This is a genomic window from Halomonas sp. GD1P12, from assembly GCF_025725645.1.
In the GTDB taxonomy this organism is placed as follows: Bacteria; Pseudomonadota; Gammaproteobacteria; order Pseudomonadales; family Halomonadaceae; genus Vreelandella.
This window is the reverse complement of sequence record NZ_CP107007.1, coordinates 889598-904727: the sequence shown is the minus strand read 5'-3', so window position 1 is coordinate 904727 and position 15130 is coordinate 889598. Positions and strand designations below refer to the sequence as shown.

The window sequence follows — 15130 nt, the reverse complement described above, 5'->3', positions numbered from 1 at the left end:
ATCATTAATATCAACAATACCAATATGGAGTAAACAATGATCGCATCTCGCTACCCAAAAACAATCTTGTCCGCCACGATCACTATATTTGCACTCGCCTCCGGGAACGCCTTAGCGGAGCAAAATATCAATCTGAAGCTGGCTTATGCCCAGAATGCGCAACCAGTCAAGGATGCACTGGCGCTCTTTGGAGAGCTGGTAGAGGAGAAGAGCAATGGATCAATCACGGTCTCCTATTTTCCAGATAGCCAGTTAGGCGGCGAAAGCGAGCTCGTCGAACTGCTTCAAGCGGGCGCCGTCGATATGACCAAAGTATCCGGTGGGCTAATGGGCAGTTTCTCACCTCTTTATGATGTTTTTTCGATGCCGTACTTGTTCGATGACGAAGAACACTTTTATCGCGTTATGAACGATGAAGAGATCATGTCGGACGTTTATCAATCGACACAAGATCAAGGATTCGTTGGTGTTGGCTGGTATGACTCCGGACAGCGCAACTTTTACATGACCAACGAGCCCATCGAGCAGGTCGAAGATTTAGCGGGTAAAAAAATCCGAGTAATGCAAAGTCAAACCGCTATCGACACCATGAAGCTGCTGGGCGCCTCACCGGTAGTGATGGCTCAAGAAGAAGTCTATACAGCACTACAACAAGGAGTACTAGACGGTGCTGAAAACAACGAGTTCGCTCTCACCGCGGCCCGCCATGGTGAGGTTGTTGACTACTATACTCTGGACGGCCATACCCGAATTCCCGACATCATTTTGATTAGCAACCGTGTAATAGACTCACTATCGGACGAACAGCAAACGGCGGTAATGGAAGCGCTAGAAGAGTCGACCCAGTCTCAAGTAGAACATTGGCGAGAAGCAATCACCACTGCTCGCACACAAATTCAGGATGAGTTCGGGGTTACCATTAATGAAGTGGATATCGCTCCCTTCCAGCAGGCCGTTCAACCTATTTACGAAACGTTAGAGAGTACGCCGGAAGAGCTCGCAGTCTATCAACAGATAAAAGCAGTTAGCACTCAGTAAGAGTATTTTATTTACCATGGGCGTAGCATTAATGGCTACGCCTTTTTTGCCAACTCCTACTTTTAATCGATTTACTTAAAGGATATATCATGAACATTGGTATCAGAGCCCATGATTTGCCTAAACAGACACTGAGTGATCTTGTCAGCGACTTGTCATCACGGCAAATTAATACAGTACAGCTCGCACTAGGTAAATCCTTCGACCTTACCCCTGAAACGGGATTTATTACTCCAGGATTGGCTAACCATATCCAGACGGCTTTTAGCAAAAAGGGTCTGCGAATATCGGTGCTGGGCTGCTACGTTAATATCATCCACCCTGACCAGCAAAAGCGTCAGCGGGCGTTAACCTTGTTCAAGGAGCACCTGAAATATGCTCGGGATTTCGGTTGTAGTATTGTGGGCACCGAAACCGGCAATGTAAACGCTGAGATCGTGTACACCGAAGAAAATTTTACGGAAAAAGCCTTTGCTGATATGGTTGAGAGCGTCAAAGAGCTGGTCCTGGAAGCAGAGAACTTCGGAGTTATTGTAGGGATAGAGCCTGGCGTTAATCACCCCTTACACAGCGTTGATAAAGTACGCCGCTTGGTGAACGCCGTGCCTTCGAACAATCTGCAGATTATTTTCGATCCAGTCAATCTATTAACGAGTGACAATTACCATAACCAACGAGAGATTCTAAGCAGCGCCATTTCCGAGTGGGGCGACAAAGTCGCCGTTATTCACGCCAAAGACTTCGTTGTTGAGGACGATCGCCTAAAGTTTGCGCCGCTGGGCAAAGGCTTGCTCGATTATCAGCTGATATTTGAGCAGTTAATCGATAAAAAGCCTTACATCGATATCATCATGGATGAAATTCATGCAAAGGATATTGAAGCAAGCCTAGCCTTTATTGAGTCCCTGGGAAACGTCGGCTCTACCATCAGCAATCAGCCCCGGTAACAAGTCGGCGCCAACCTGTTAGCTAGTAAAGACCCAAAAATCGTCGGGTCAATTCCAGATCAACACGCCAACGATGGTCAGCGCAAGAATTGTCAATGACACCATAGCCTCACCCAGCGTATAAGTTTTAAATCCACCGCGAACGGTGAATCGGGCCAACTGAGTGGTAATCCAAAAGCCACTATCGTTAACGTGGCCAATACTAATACCCCCAGCCAAGGCAGCCAAGGCAATCCATAAAGGCTCGACGACCCCTGTTGAGGCTGCCCCCGCCATTATCGTCATCGCGGTGATACCGGCCACGGTACCAGAGCCCTGCGCAATACGGAAAATGGCCGCCAGGGAGTAGGTCAACAGCACCATGCCCAAGGCGGATTGGGTATCTCGAAACAGTTGATCAACGAGCATTTCGCCGATTTGCGTTTGCTGGATCACGGCCCCCAACGAGCCGCCAGCTCCTGTAACCAACAGTACAAGACCCGCCGTTTGCAAACCTTTCGATGCCGACACATCGCAACGATCTCGAGACATCAATGGAATGGCAATGGCGTAGGCGGCAATAGCCCCGAGCATCAAGGCCACGATTCGGTCGCTCACAAAGGCGACGAAACCAGGCAGGTCTGTACCACCAAGCATGCCGATTTGCTGCGCGTAGTCGTAAAGTGTTCCACTCAGGATAAGCAAAATTGGAATGGCAATGGGCGCCAACGCCTGCCACAGCGGCATATCGGGTAATTCGGGGGTTGCAGTAACGCTTTGCTCCTGCTCATCGATCTCATTGATCGCGAGCTCGTCCTTGGCAGCGTTCCAGATACCGGCATCGAGCAGCATGAAATAGAGTTTCATGACGATCAGTGCGGTAATCAGCCCGACGGTCAATCCAGCAAAGGTCATGATGCCGATATCAAAACCAAGGATGGAGGCAGCCGCCAACGGGTTGGGGGTAGGCGGCACGATGGTGTGCGAGGTAGCTGCGCCAATGACAAGCGCACCAATGGCGTAAGGCAGGGGCTTTCCAAGAGTTTTGGCCAAGGCTACGCCGAGAGGCACGAGTATCACAAACGTGACATCGAAAAACACCGGGATCGATAACAGAAACCCGGTCAGCCCCAAGGCGTATAACCCGGCACCTTTGGGTGCACTGTCGACCAGCCGGTAGGCGATTTTGTGCGCAGCCCCCGAATCGCTCATGAGCTGACCAATGATGACGCCAAAGCCAATCGGCAGTCCGATGGCCGTCATGATATTACCAAAACCCGCGCCGATGGCGTCGACGGTTCCCGTCATTCCAAGGCCCATGGATAACCCAAGATAGAGGCAACCCACTACCAGGCTAATGGCAGCGTTTAATTTCACGTAAAGAATGAGCAGCAGGATCAACAAGATCGCTACCGCAAGGTGCAATACTTCCATGGCGTGTTCTCCACTATTATCGTATTTATAAGCCAAAAAGTAACTTGCTCAGCAAGACTCACCCTGCGCGCAAGTGATAGCCAGTTACCTTTACAGCTTTCAAAGGCTGAATTTAATTTTTATTAATATTGAGTTACCTGTCGATTATGGATTTCCGGCAGTCGATGCTCCCTCCTTTTTCATCCATAAAGGGGTTATGACGAACCAAAGCGCGGTCACCGCAAGAATGGCTCCTTTCATGGTCGATTCACTAACCACATCGAACAAATAGAACAGCGGTAAAAGTACTATTAGCACTAGCATCAAAAGCGAAATACCTTGGAGCAGTTTACGCATCAGCTCGTCTCCAGCGTTGATGAAGAAGGCGCTGCTGAAGGCTCGACTCGCTTGCGCTGGGCAATGAAGCTGAGCAGAGCAAACAGTCCAGCGGCAATAAACCAGCCTGGCAGGGCCACAAAGAAGATTTCGATACCGGCGAACTGCACCATGAACAGGCAGATAGCCAGCGTAATCAACCACGTAGCTATCACAGGAAGCGTGAACTGCTGCCCGGTATACTCTGCATAGAAACTCTTCAGACCCAGTTTGGGCAATACCCAGTAATCAATGAAGATCATCGCTCCCACTGGCATGAGCAGCAGACCATATAGCGCAACGAAGTCCAGTAGCTGCATCGCCACCCCCGGGAACAGTGCCACTATGGTGGTCAGAATCCCCGTACCAATGGTCACCTTGAAGCGCGACACATTGGGAACGATCGCCTGAAAGGCGAGACCCGCGCGATAGATGGTTGGGTTGGCGGTCGTCCAGCCGGCAATGATGACGCAGATCAGCCCGGCGACTCCCAGTGCCTGGTCGGCCAGCGGCCCGGGCAACGGGGTGGGTATCTGTCCTGCTTCCGAGGCGGCAATCACGGCGGCTTCACTGGTGAGTCCAGCATCGTACATCTGGAAAGCAAACAGCATGGAGGCAGCCAGCCATGCCATGAAGTGGCCCACGTACATACCCGCGGCAGACGCAATGCTGTACCAGCTCTTGCGTGCAAACCGGAGCACTGTCAAATCGGACATCCCTACGTGCATTGCCATATTGGCGAACCAGGCAAAGAAGATGACGTGCCAAATCGAGAAGCTGGGCTGCCCGGGTACTTCCACGCCGGTCCATATCGCGGTATCCGCCAGCGTCCAGAGATCGCTCAACGAGCTGGCTTCGGCACCCGTTGCATCGATGAACCACTTGAGTGACACGATACCGAAGCCCAGAAACATCAGTACCATCCAGGGCGCCGCGATATTGGCAAACCAGGAAACAAAGCGGTAACCATACGCCGCGACAGCGGTGATGACGACACCGACACCGATGACGCTCAACACCCATCCAAGGCTATTGGGCAGCAGGTCTGACAGCGTCGGCAAGGGAAACCCGAACCATACGCCGACGGCGGTCGCCGAAATCGTGATCATCGCGCCCGCAAGAAAGCAGAATGACACGCCGTTAGCCAAGTTGTAGAGAATAACCGTATGACGACCGGCAATCTTTTCGAGATGGCGATAAAGCGTCAGCCGAACCCGCGTGCCGATAGGCGCCGTCAAGAACAGCCAGCTCAGTACCGCCAGCAAATTACCGATCAATAACCCGATCACGACATCAAAGGCCGCCACGCCGGCCAATACGAACAAAGGACCGATCATCAGCTCGGTGCCCGCCGCATGTTCACCGGCATACATGCCGATGAAGCTCTTGAAGCCGAGCCGGGCCTTGGCAGGCACCGGCGTACGTTCGTATTCGCCACCCGTTACTTCTCCGCCTACCACGCCAGAGGTGTCTTGAGTGGCAGAGGAGCCGTTTGTATGACTCATGGCAAGGTACCTCGATTGGATGGTTGATCAGGTTTCCAGGTACACCACGTGGCTGTGGGTATACTCGTACAAGCCATGTTTACCATCCGCCCCGCCGATGCCGGATTTGCGTACCCCGGCGTGGAAGCCCTGCATGGCTTCGAAGTTTTCACGGTTGATGTAGGTTTCGCCAAAGTCCAGCTCACGCGCCGCCTGCATGGCGCTATTGAGGCTGCGAGTATAGATCGAAGAGGTCAGGCCATATTCGCAGTCATTGGCAAGCGCAATGGCCTCATCGAGGGTATCGACTATTTGTATCGGCAAGACGGGGCCAAAGATCTCCTTGCGCATGATTTCCATATCCTGCCGGCAGTTGGAAAGCACCGTTGGCTGGTAGTGAAAACCAGTGCCGAGATCCGCGATGCGTCCCCCTGTGACCAGCTCAGCCCCTTCACGACGCGCGGTCTCGACCATCTGCGCGACCTTATCCAGCCCTGCCTGGTTGATCATGGGCCCCATTTCGACATCGCTATCGGCTAACGGGTCACCATAGCGAGTGGTTTCCATTGCCTTGGCCATTCGTGCGATAAACTCATCGGCGACACCACGCTGAACATAAACACGCTCGGCACAGTTACACACCTGCCCGGTATTAATGATACGGGAGCCGCGAATGGCGTTCACCGCTAAGTCAAGATCGGCGTCATCAAGCACGATTGAAGGAGCTTTGCCGCCCAGCTCCAAATTTAGCTTGGTGATATTATTAGCCGCATTGCTCATGATGCGGGCTCCGGTCTCTACGCTGCCAGTAAAGCTGATCATATCGATCTGAGAGCTGGCGGTCAGCGCGTTGCCCGCTTCCGCCCCTGTACCACTGACTACATTGAACACGCCTTTCGGAAAGCCAACTTCGTCAAGCAGCCGAGTGAACTCGAAGCAGTTGTTGGGCGTCTCTTCGCTTGGTTTGATGACGATGGTATTACCCGTGATCAAGGCAGGCGCCATCTTGCGCGCGATGAGAAAAAACGGAAAGTTCCAGGGCAGGATGCCGGCGACGACGCCAAGCGGCTTACGGAACAGAAAGATATTCTCCTTGGGCCGGTCACTCTGGATGATCTCCCCTTCGATACGCCGCCCCCATTCGGCCATGTAATCCAGGTAGTCCGCGGTAAAGTTGACCTCGACTTCGGCTAGCCCGCTGACCTTACCCTGCTCCTGAGTAATCGTGCGCGCCAGCGATGACACGTGATCGCGCAGCTTATCGGCGAGCTGGTGCAACAATGCCGCCCGCTCGACAGCCGGTGTCGCGGCCCAGGCCTTTTGCGCGCCTCGGGCTGCCTCGAGTGCCCGGTCAACCTCTTTTGCGTTGGCATTGGGCACACGCGACAGCAGCGCTTGAGTCGCCGGATTGAAAACCTCCAGGTGTTGCTCGCTCGCCTCGAAGGCACCATTGATATAATTTTGATAGGTGGTGGGCTGGGACATCGTGAGTCTCCTGTTATCGTTATAGGTCGCGGCGGCGTCGCCGCCATGGCTCAGTGGTTTAGTAGGTGCTGGACGGTGCTTGCGTCGAATGCGCTTTATAGCGGGCCACCGTGCTTAGGGCGCCTTGGCGCAGCAGGCTGATGTCGATTCCTACCGCAATGAATTGGCAGCCAAGCGCTTGGTATCGGCGGGCATCCTCTTCCAGCGGCGCTAGAATGCCGACCGGCTTGCCCGCGGCTTGGACAATTTTGATTACCTTCTCGATCGCCCGTTGAACGTCGGGGTGACCTGGGTTACCTGCATGGCCCATTCCCACCGACAGATCGGCAGGGCCGATAAATATCGCATCCACCCCGTCGGTGTTGGCAATCGCCTCAGCATGCTCAACACCTTTGGGCGACTCCACTTGAGTAATCAAGCAAAGCGACTCATGAGCCTTATGCAAATAGTCGTCGACGCCATCCCAGCGCGTTGCCCGTACCAGGCCGCCGCCCACGCCGCGGATACCGTGCGGGGGGTAGCGCGTCGCTCGCACCAACGCTGCAGCCTGCTCGGCGCTTTCGACCATGGGCACCATCAACGTCTGGGCACCGATATCGAGCAGTTGCTTGATCAATGCCGGGTCCTGATTGACACAGCGCACCACAGGCGCGGTCGGGTAAGGCGCTACCGCTTGTAGCTGGGCCAGGATCGTGGGCACCGTGTTCGGCGCATGCTCACCATCGATGAGCAACCAGTCAAAGCCGGTACCAGCTATAATTTCAGCGGCGTAACCAGTCGCAAAACCGGCCCAACAGCCAAACAGGGGAACCTGTTCGGCCAGCGCATTTTTAAAGTTATTAACGGGCATCTGCATGCTTGCAACTCCCAAAAGGTAATGACCAGTTACTGCAAATTGACATACATGCCGCCATCCACCAGTAGCGAGGCTCCGGTAACGTACTGCGCCATGTCGGAGGCAAGAAATACTAGTGGCCCGGCTAAGTCTTCAGGGCGACCTAGACGGCCAAGTGGTGTGCGCTCGGTCATGTAATCCCGTTTCTGCTGATCGGAAAGGTCATCCTTGTTAATATCGGTTTCGATGGTTCCCGGAAGCAGTGCATTACAACGAATCCCGTAGGGCCCAAGCGCTACCGCACAGGACTGCATCAACGACAACAGCCCTGCCTTGGTGGGGGTATAGTGCGTTTGCATAGCCCCACCCACGAGTGCGCTAATAGAACTTACCGCGATGATCGCGCCGCCGCGGCCCTGACGCTTCATTTGATTGGCGGCAGCCTGAACCGCAAAAAAGGCACCGTTGAGGTTTGTATTGACCGTGTCGAGATAGGTCTCTCGCGGCATATCCAGAAAGCTGTGGAAAGGACATATACCCGCGTTATTCACGAACACATCGACCCCGCCGAAATGCTCAACGGCGGCGTCAACCAGTAGCTGGCCGGTATCCGGATCTTCTGCAGGCGCCCCCACCGCGACGGCGCGACGATCCAGTGCTTCTATTTCCTGAATCAGCTCGTCTACCGCAGCGCGGCTGGAAGGGCTACCGCTATAACCGATGACGACATTGGCGCCCTGGCGCGCGCACTCGATAGCGGCAGCGCGGCCGATACCCCGAGAGGCTCCGGTAATGATGACGCTCTTGTCTGCCAGTAACATGCACACCTCCTTAAAATGGATGAATCAGATTCAAATACGATAGATACGTCGAGCATTGCTTACGAAGAGCGATTGCTGCTCGGCGTGGCTTGCATCGGCGATGATCTGTGAATAGGCGTGCCAGATATCCGCATACCGAGCATAAAGCCCGTCAACAGGATAGTTGGACGCAAACAGGCAGCGCTCGACGCCGAACGCATCTATTGCTTCCAGAATCAGCGGACGGATGCTGCCAAGACTCCATTGATGGTCGAGCATGCCAAAACCACTCAGCTTGGTCGCAATGTTGGGCTGGCAAGCCAGCGCTCGCATACCGTCACGCCACTCACGCCAGCCGCGCACGCCTTGACGGTCCACGTACATCCCGGCGTGATTGAGCACGAACTGAATATCGGGGTGGCGCGCAGCCAAAGAGGCGGCCTGAACCATTTGTGAAGGATAGATTTGAAGATCGAACGAGAGCCGCAGCGGCGCCAGCCGAGCCAGATTCTGCTGCCAAAGCGTCTCTTTCATGTAGTGGTGCCCGACGTAATCGTAAAGCGGGTCCTGATGCACGTTGAGGATCTGTCGTACCCCGCGTACAGCACTGGAGAGCGCGCACTGCGCTTCGAGCCCGGCAGGCGCCTCCGGCTGCGATAGATCCACCCCCACCACCATTGCCGCGTTCAACGCAGGGTGCTCGGCAAGCGTGCGAGTCAACCACTGAGTTTCTGCCATAGGGTCTTCGGCATCCGCCTCTACGTGAACCAGCCCCACCAGTTCGATGTCATCGAGCTGTTCAAGTAGCTCTGACGGCCCGAAGTCACGCGCCATGGGGGTGTAATCGCCTAACAGGTTCGGTGTGGGATTCTCAAGCCAGGGCTGATTGCCTTGGTCAAGCGCCCAAAAATGAAGATGCGGATCGACTACTTGCACGCGAGCTCTCCCGGCAAGAAAGTGAAGACTTCCTCGAGAGGAATGCTGACCGGCGAATTGTCGGCGGCGGAATCCATGATGTCGGCCATATACGTCCACCAGTGCTTCATAACGGGCAAGGCCGATAGCTGATCGACGCTGTGCGCCTCACGAAGGTACATGATGGCGAATAGGTGCAGGCTTCGAGGGTCAAGAAAAATTCGGTACTCTTCGATGCCGGCATCGGCTAGCGCCCTTGCAAGCTCTGGCCACAGCTCATCATGCCGGCGCCGGTACTCGTCTTCCTGCCCCTCGTGAAGCGTCATACGCAGCGCTTGAATGGGCATAAAACAACTCCTTGACGACCTGCTCAGTGGGTATAGGGGCGCGCCAGCTCGCAGTCGGGGTTCAAACGCACCCCAAACCCTGGTTTGTCCAGCTTGGAGGCGGGCATACGTCCGTTCTCGGGTACCGGTTCATCCAGCAACAGCGGATTAAACATGGGAACGACCTCGTCTGCCTTGGGCGCCATCATCAAGAACTCAGCGAACGGACTGTTATGGCGTGTGATCACGAAATGGTAGCTGTAGACGGAAGAGCCATGGGGCACGACGAGCTTGTTATGCGCATCGGCAAGCGCTGAAATCTTGATCAGCTCGGTAATACCACCGCACCAGCCCACATCGGGTTGAATGATGTCGCAGCACTCCATTTCGAGCAGCATACGAAACCCCCACCGGGTCGCTTCGTGCTCACCGGTATTAACCAACATACCTTTCGGAACATCGCGCTTAAGCTGCGCGTAGCCCCAATAGTCATCGGGCGGCAGGGCCTCCTCGATCCACTTGAGCCCATACTCCTTGGCCCCCTGTGCCAATCGCGTGGCATAGTTGAGATCTAGGCTCATCCAGCAGTCATACATCAACCAGAAGTCATCGCCCACGGCGCTACGCATGCTGGCCAGATGCTTAAGGTTTTTCTTGAGACCTTCTTCCCCTTCGGCAGGGCCATGCACCAGCGGCATCTTACCGCCGATGAAGCCCATATCCTTGGCCAGATCGGGACGGGCCCCAGTCGCGTAAAAGACCAGCTCGTCGCGCACCGGGCCACCCAGCAGCTGATGTACCGGCAACTGGCGGACCTTGCCCAACAGATCCCACAGGGCCAAATCCACGCAAGAGATCGTATTGATCACCACGCCTTTGCGACCGTAATAGAGCGTGGCATTGAACATCTGATCCCAAATCTTCTCTATCTCGCCTACCTGCTTGCCCTCAATAAAGCGTGCCAGATGCTTTTCGACGATCCAGGCACCGATTTCGCCGCCCGTCGTCACGGCGAATCCGACCGTGCCATCGCTGGCCTCGACTTCAACTACCAGCGTCCCCAAAACATTGAGGCCGAAACTACTGCGCGTCATGCGGTATTCCGGATACTTGCTCATCGGTGTGGCGATTTGCGAATCGATCCAGTGCCCATCCGCTTGATCATGATAATCCGCACCGCCGCCGCGAACGGTATAGGCACGCACCTGCTTGATAGTGATATCGCTCATGGATGTTCCTTTTGTTTCTCAACGTCACGGTCTGCTGAATAACGTTGTATATAAAAAGAGAACCTCTCGACCAATGCTTATCAAGCTTCACTTGATACCTTTTACTTATCAATAAGGCTGAAAGCCGTAACCATGGCGCTTGGACCCAAACCCGATGACATGGGCGTTCTTCAGGATTAGACTAATGTCTCAGATATTGGATAGCCATGATCGCCATACTATTTAGGTATAAAGCCACCTGAGGAAACCATGGAAAGTCTTCATTCGCTGACTACAAGGTTGCGCTACAAGCATCTATTGATGCTTTCGACCCTGGGAAAACGTCGAAATCTTCATCAGACAGCGGCTTCCATGTACATGTCTCAACCCGCAGCGACGCGAATGTTGAGCGAAATCGAGCGCATATTCGGTTGCCAGCTATTCGAACGTACCCCACGCGGTATGCAGCCAACCGGGCTAGGGGATATGCTGATCGAGTTTGCCGACAACGCCCTGGCGCGGCTTGATCGATGTGCAGAAGAAATGCATCGCTACCAGTTGGGAGGAAGAGGTCAACTCACAGTAGGTGCCATCATGGGCGCCGCACCTGATCTGGTAGCGCAATCCATCATTGAGATGAAGCGGCTGCGACCTCTATTACAGATACGTTTGATGGGCGAAACCAGCGACCAGCTGATTGAATTGCTCGAGCAGGGAAAAGTGGATATTGCCATTGCACGCTATGCCACCTCGATCCAGCACAATCAGTTCGATTTCGAGCCGCTGGGTAATGAAAACATGATCACGGTGGTACGCAGTGAGCATCCACTAACCCATGGTTCACCACCGCCCTTGAAGGAGCTGCTTGAAACTTGGCCCTGGATCCTGCAGCCGATCTCGACGCCCGCACGACAAGTAATGGAAAAAGAACTCGAGATCGAAGGACTGGTCTCGCCCAAAGACATTATCGAATGCGGATCCATCTTTGCAGCCTTACAGCTTGTTCAAAAAAGCGATGCGCTGTTAATGATGGCAGAATCCGTTTTAGCGGATTACTTGGCGGCGGGACTGATCAAAAAATTGCCGTTAATCTTGGGGCGAACTCTCCCTCCCTTTGGGCTACTCACGCGTAAAGACACTTATTACGGTGAGCCGGTAACTGGGTTTTGCGATATTCTTCGTCGAAATGCAGCTCAATGGCGATAGATGTTTCCTGTGCTTTCTTATTTTGAAAAGCCACTGACTCAAATCGATGAGCCTGGTGGCTTTTCATGGATAACCAGTGCGTTAGTTGCTTTTAGCCAGTGTCTTACTCATCCCACGCCGGCGCCATGTCCGGGTTGGCGATGCGCTCACCGCGGTCGAGGGTGGCGATGTCGGCCATTTCCGCCTCGCTTAGCTCGATGTCGAACGCCTTGATGTTGCTTTCGATATTGCGCGCCTTGGTGGAGGATGGAATGGTCACGAGCCCGCGCGCCTTGATCCAGGCCATGGTGATCTCCGCGGGCGTGACGCCGTGAACGCCGGCGATCTGCTTGAGCACCGGATCCTCCATTACCTTGCCAACGGCCAGCGGCATGAACGCGGTGACTTCGATATCCTTCGCCTTGCAGTGATCCACCAACTTGCGGTTTTGCAGGAAGGGATGCACTTCGATCTGGTTGGTGAGAATCTCGCCCTCGCCAAGAATGTCGATGGCCTCGTCGATCTGGGCGATGGTGAAGTTGGAGACGCCGATATGGCGCGCCTTGCCTTCCGCCTTCACTTCCTTGAGCGCGGTGAGGTAGTCGCGCATCGGCACCTCGTCGTTGGGTGACGGCCAGTGAATCAGCAGAAGGTCCACGTACTCGGTCTTGAGTTTGGAAAGCGACTCGTCAACGCTCGCCTTCAGCGCCGCCGGTTCGAGCTGGTCGAACCACACCTTGGTGGTCAGAAAGATGTCGCTACGCGGGACGCTCGAGTCGCGAATCGCCTCGCCAACGGTCGATTCGTTGCCATAAAACTGGGCGGTGTCGATATGCCGGTAGCCGGCTTCCAGCGCGGTATGAATGCCCTGCTTGAGCGTGTCGCCTTCCAGGCGATAGGTACCGAAACCGGGATTGGGTAGCGTGCTTGCGGTCATGATCAGTCATCCTTTTCCAGTGAGACACATGCGTGTGTCATCGACGCAGTGAAGATATGGGGCGTCTTGTGTCGACTTCAACCCATGACCCAGGCGCGCCGTGCGCGGTTGAGGTAGACTGCTCGCTTCGCCTGCTAACGAAAAGCCCGCCATGCCCGCATCTGACGACGCCGCCCTGCCTCTTCACCGCCAGCCCGGTTTTCTGAGCTTTCTGCTGTCGCGACTGGCGGCGGTCTTCGCCATGCAGATCCAGGCGGTGGTGGTGGCTTGGCAAGTGTACGATATTACCCGCGATGCCATGTCGCTGGCCTACGTCGGGCTTGCCCAGTTCATTCCCATGGTGCTTCTGCTGCTGCCCGCCGGCGACGTGGTGGACCGCTTCGCGCGCAAGCGCATTTTGCAGCTCAGCTGGGCCGTGCAGGGGCTTTGCAGCGCGCTGCTGTTACTCATCGCGCAGACCGACCCGCAGAACGTGGTGCCGATCTATCTGGTACTGGCGCTGTTCGGCTGCGGGCGGGCGTTCACCGGCCCGACGCTTCAGAGCATGCTGCCCAATCTGGTGCCGCGCGCGCAGTTGCCCCAGGCCATCGCGCTGAACAGCTCGATCATGAAGATCGCCGTGATCACCGGGCCGCTGCTCGGTGGGGGGCTCTACGCACTCGGCGGCGGGCGGCTGGCCTACGCGGTATGCCTGGGCTGCTTCATCGTCGCGCTCGCCTTTTTGCTGTGGGTGCCGGTGCGTTTTGTTGAGAAAGCGAAAGCGCTCGAAAGCACCGCCTGGCAGCGCTTCTCGGCGGGCATCGCCTACATTCGCCATCAGCCGATCATTCTCGGCGCCATCTCGCTGGATCTGTTCGCGGTGCTGCTTGGCGGCGTGGTGGCGCTTTTGCCCATCTACGCCCAGGAAGTGCTGCAGGTCGGCGCCCAGGGGCTTGGCGCGCTACGAAGCGCCATCGCCGTTGGGGCGCTGCTGATGGGGCTCTATCTCGGCGTGAAGGGGATCACCCGCCGGGCGGGGCACGTGATGTTCGCTTCTGTTGCCGTGTTTGGTCTGGCGAATCTGGTGTTCGCGCTGTCGCATCTGTTCTGGGTATCGATGCTCGCCATGCTGGTCGCCGGGGCCGCGGACATGGTCAGCGTCTACGTGCGCACCACGCTGATTCAGCTGGCAACGCCGGACGCCATGCGGGGGCGAGTGAACGCGGTGAATATGCTGTTCATCGGCTCGAGCAACGAGCTTGGGGAGTTTCGTGCGGGCAGCATGGCGGCGGCGATGGGCGCGGTGCCCGCCGCGCTGATTGGCGGGGTGGGCACGCTCGTCGTGGTGGGCACCTGGATGAAGCTCTTCCCGACGCTACGCCGGGTCGACCGTTTCGACGATGCCCGCTGAGCGCGCCGCGGGGCTCGTCGCCACCATGCTGACCACGCTGCCCACCACGATCAAACACGGCGACGGCAGCGGGTGTGCGGCGAGTTTTGCAGGCATGTTTTCGAGCGTGCCGATAAGCGAGCGCTGCTCGGGCTGGCTGGCGTTGGCCACCAGCATGACCGGCCAGTCGTCCGGCAGGCCCGCCTGGCGCAGACTTTGGCAGATCGCCTCGACTTTCGAGAGCCCCATGTAGAACACCAGGGTTTCGTCCTTGCGCGCCAGTGCGGCCCAGTCCGGCGCGCCGCCTTCACGGCAAAGCTGAGCGGTGACGAAGCGAAGCTGCTGAGCGTGGCCGCGGTCGGTCAGCGGAATGCCCATACTGGCCGCCGCCGCGGAGGCCGCCGTGATGCCGGGCACGATGCACGCCTTGATGTTCGCTTGGGCCAGGCTCGCAAGCTCCTCACCCATGCGCCCGAACACGCCCGGGTCGCCGCCTTTCAGGCGCACCACCGATTTGCCCGCCTGGGCCAGGGTGACCAGCCGTGCGCCGATGTCGGCCTGGGGCACGCTGTGGTGGCCGCGGCTCTTGCCCACGTAGTAGCGCTCGGCGCCGGGGTGGATCAGCGCGAGTACGTCGTCTTCCACCAGCCGGTCATAAACCACGGCGTCGGCCTGCATCAAAAGCCGCGCGGCCTTGAGCGTGAGAAGCTCCACGTCGCCGCTACCCGCGCCGACCAGGTACACCGTGCCCTTCTCGCACTCGCCGCGTATCGGCAGGCACTGCCGCTCTTTCGCAGGCGCCACCGAGGACCATACGTGCCTGCCCACGCGCGC

At 56.3% G+C, this 15130-nt stretch carries 15 protein-coding genes; 4 read left to right on the top strand and 11 right to left on the bottom strand.

Annotated features, from left to right (window positions below; genetic code table 11):
- Positions 1-36: 36 nt before the first annotated feature.
- Both OCT39_RS04210 and OCT39_RS04205 read left to right on the top strand, forming a co-directional pair.
- Positions 37-1038, top strand: coding sequence for a TRAP transporter substrate-binding protein (locus tag OCT39_RS04210; protein ID WP_263586447.1), 1002 nt, complete (start codon positions 37-39; stop codon positions 1036-1038).
- 89 nt (positions 1039-1127) lie between these two features.
- Positions 1128-1985, top strand: a complete 858-nt coding sequence (locus tag OCT39_RS04205) for a sugar phosphate isomerase/epimerase family protein (protein WP_263586446.1) — start codon at positions 1128-1130, stop codon at positions 1983-1985.
- A gap of 48 nt (positions 1986-2033) precedes the next feature.
- Here OCT39_RS04205 and OCT39_RS04200 read toward each other — a convergent pair whose 3' ends face one another.
- The 9 genes from OCT39_RS04200 to rhmD all read right to left on the bottom strand — a co-directional run bounded on the left by OCT39_RS04200 (position 2034) and on the right by rhmD (position 10826).
- On the bottom strand, positions 2034-3398 hold the full coding sequence (locus OCT39_RS04200) for a GntP family permease (RefSeq protein ID WP_263586445.1): 1365 nt from the start codon (positions 3396-3398) through the stop codon (positions 2034-2036).
- Positions 3399-3542: 144 nt separating this feature from the next.
- Positions 3543-3734, bottom strand: a complete 192-nt coding sequence (locus OCT39_RS04195; protein ID WP_263586444.1) for a hypothetical protein — start codon at positions 3732-3734, stop codon at positions 3543-3545.
- Positions 3734-5257, bottom strand: a complete 1524-nt coding sequence (locus OCT39_RS04190) for a purine-cytosine permease family protein (protein ID WP_263586443.1) — start codon at positions 5255-5257, stop codon at positions 3734-3736. Before OCT39_RS04190 ends, OCT39_RS04195 begins: the two co-directional genes overlap by 1 nt.
- A gap of 27 nt (positions 5258-5284) precedes the next feature.
- Positions 5285-6721 (bottom strand): aldehyde dehydrogenase, encoded by a 1437-nt coding sequence (gene aldA / locus OCT39_RS04185; protein ID WP_263586442.1) that lies wholly within the window; start codon positions 6719-6721, stop codon positions 5285-5287.
- Between the two features lie 58 nt (positions 6722-6779).
- Complete coding sequence (locus OCT39_RS04180; RefSeq protein ID WP_263586441.1) at positions 6780-7577, bottom strand: HpcH/HpaI aldolase family protein; 798 nt, start codon at positions 7575-7577, stop codon at positions 6780-6782.
- 29 nt (positions 7578-7606) lie between these two features.
- A complete protein-coding gene (locus OCT39_RS04175) occupies positions 7607-8377 on the bottom strand; it encodes an SDR family NAD(P)-dependent oxidoreductase (RefSeq protein ID WP_263586440.1) in 771 nt (256 codons plus the stop codon).
- A gap of 30 nt (positions 8378-8407) precedes the next feature.
- A complete protein-coding gene (locus tag OCT39_RS04170; RefSeq protein ID WP_263586439.1) occupies positions 8408-9292 on the bottom strand; it encodes an amidohydrolase family protein in 885 nt (294 codons plus the stop codon).
- Positions 9283-9618: an L-rhamnose mutarotase gene (locus tag OCT39_RS04165; RefSeq protein ID WP_263586438.1), complete on the bottom strand. Its 336-nt coding sequence runs from the start codon at positions 9616-9618 to the stop codon at positions 9283-9285. Before OCT39_RS04165 ends, OCT39_RS04170 begins: the two co-directional genes overlap by 10 nt.
- 23 nt (positions 9619-9641) lie before the next feature.
- Positions 9642-10826: an L-rhamnonate dehydratase gene (gene rhmD, locus OCT39_RS04160; protein WP_263586437.1), complete on the bottom strand. Its 1185-nt coding sequence runs from the start codon at positions 10824-10826 to the stop codon at positions 9642-9644.
- A 249-nt stretch (positions 10827-11075) separates the two neighbouring features.
- On the opposite strand from rhmD, the gene OCT39_RS04155 reads away from it, so the two are divergent.
- A complete protein-coding gene (locus tag OCT39_RS04155; protein WP_263586436.1) occupies positions 11076-12011 on the top strand; it encodes a LysR family transcriptional regulator in 936 nt (311 codons plus the stop codon).
- Positions 12012-12114: 103 nt separating this feature from the next.
- Here OCT39_RS04155 and dkgB read toward each other — a convergent pair whose 3' ends face one another.
- Positions 12115-12927 carry a 2,5-didehydrogluconate reductase DkgB gene (gene dkgB / locus OCT39_RS04150; protein WP_263586435.1) on the bottom strand — a complete coding sequence of 271 codons (813 nt, stop codon included), beginning with the start codon at positions 12925-12927 and terminating at the stop codon, positions 12115-12117.
- A gap of 151 nt (positions 12928-13078) precedes the next feature.
- Here dkgB and OCT39_RS04145 point away from each other — a divergent pair, with 151 nt between their 5' ends.
- Positions 13079-14317 (top strand): MFS transporter, encoded by a 1239-nt coding sequence (locus OCT39_RS04145; RefSeq protein WP_263586434.1) that lies wholly within the window; start codon positions 13079-13081, stop codon positions 14315-14317.
- On the opposite strand, the gene cobA is transcribed toward OCT39_RS04145, so the two are convergent.
- A complete protein-coding gene (gene cobA, locus OCT39_RS04140) occupies positions 14282-15124 on the bottom strand; it encodes a uroporphyrinogen-III C-methyltransferase (RefSeq protein WP_263586433.1) in 843 nt (280 codons plus the stop codon). The two genes, OCT39_RS04145 and cobA, sit on opposite strands and share 36 nt — an antisense overlap.
- Between the last annotated feature and the right edge of the window lie 6 nt (positions 15125-15130).

Coding starts and splice junctions, on each gene's coding strand:
- OCT39_RS04210 (WP_263586447.1), top strand. CDS start 37: ATGATCGCATCTCGCTACCCAAAAACAATCTTGTCCGCCACGATCACT.
- OCT39_RS04205 (WP_263586446.1), top strand. CDS start 1,128: ATGAACATTGGTATCAGAGCCCATGATTTGCCTAAACAGACACTGAGT.
- OCT39_RS04200 (WP_263586445.1), bottom strand. CDS start 3,398: ATGGAAGTATTGCACCTTGCGGTAGCGATCTTGTTGATCCTGCTGCTC.
- OCT39_RS04195 (WP_263586444.1), bottom strand. CDS start 3,734: ATGCGTAAACTGCTCCAAGGTATTTCGCTTTTGATGCTAGTGCTAATA.
- OCT39_RS04190 (WP_263586443.1), bottom strand. CDS start 5,257: ATGAGTCATACAAACGGCTCCTCTGCCACTCAAGACACCTCTGGCGTG.
- aldA (WP_263586442.1), bottom strand. CDS start 6,721: ATGTCCCAGCCCACCACCTATCAAAATTATATCAATGGTGCCTTCGAG.
- OCT39_RS04180 (WP_263586441.1), bottom strand. CDS start 7,577: ATGCAGATGCCCGTTAATAACTTTAAAAATGCGCTGGCCGAACAGGTT.
- OCT39_RS04175 (WP_263586440.1), bottom strand. CDS start 8,377: ATGTTACTGGCAGACAAGAGCGTCATCATTACCGGAGCCTCTCGGGGT.
- OCT39_RS04165 (WP_263586438.1), bottom strand. CDS start 9,618: ATGCCCATTCAAGCGCTGCGTATGACGCTTCACGAGGGGCAGGAAGAC.
- rhmD (WP_263586437.1), bottom strand. CDS start 10,826: ATGAGCGATATCACTATCAAGCAGGTGCGTGCCTATACCGTTCGCGGC.
- OCT39_RS04155 (WP_263586436.1), top strand. CDS start 11,076: ATGGAAAGTCTTCATTCGCTGACTACAAGGTTGCGCTACAAGCATCTA.
- dkgB (WP_263586435.1), bottom strand. CDS start 12,927: ATGACCGCAAGCACGCTACCCAATCCCGGTTTCGGTACCTATCGCCTG.
- OCT39_RS04145 (WP_263586434.1), top strand. CDS start 13,079: ATGCCCGCATCTGACGACGCCGCCCTGCCTCTTCACCGCCAGCCCGGT.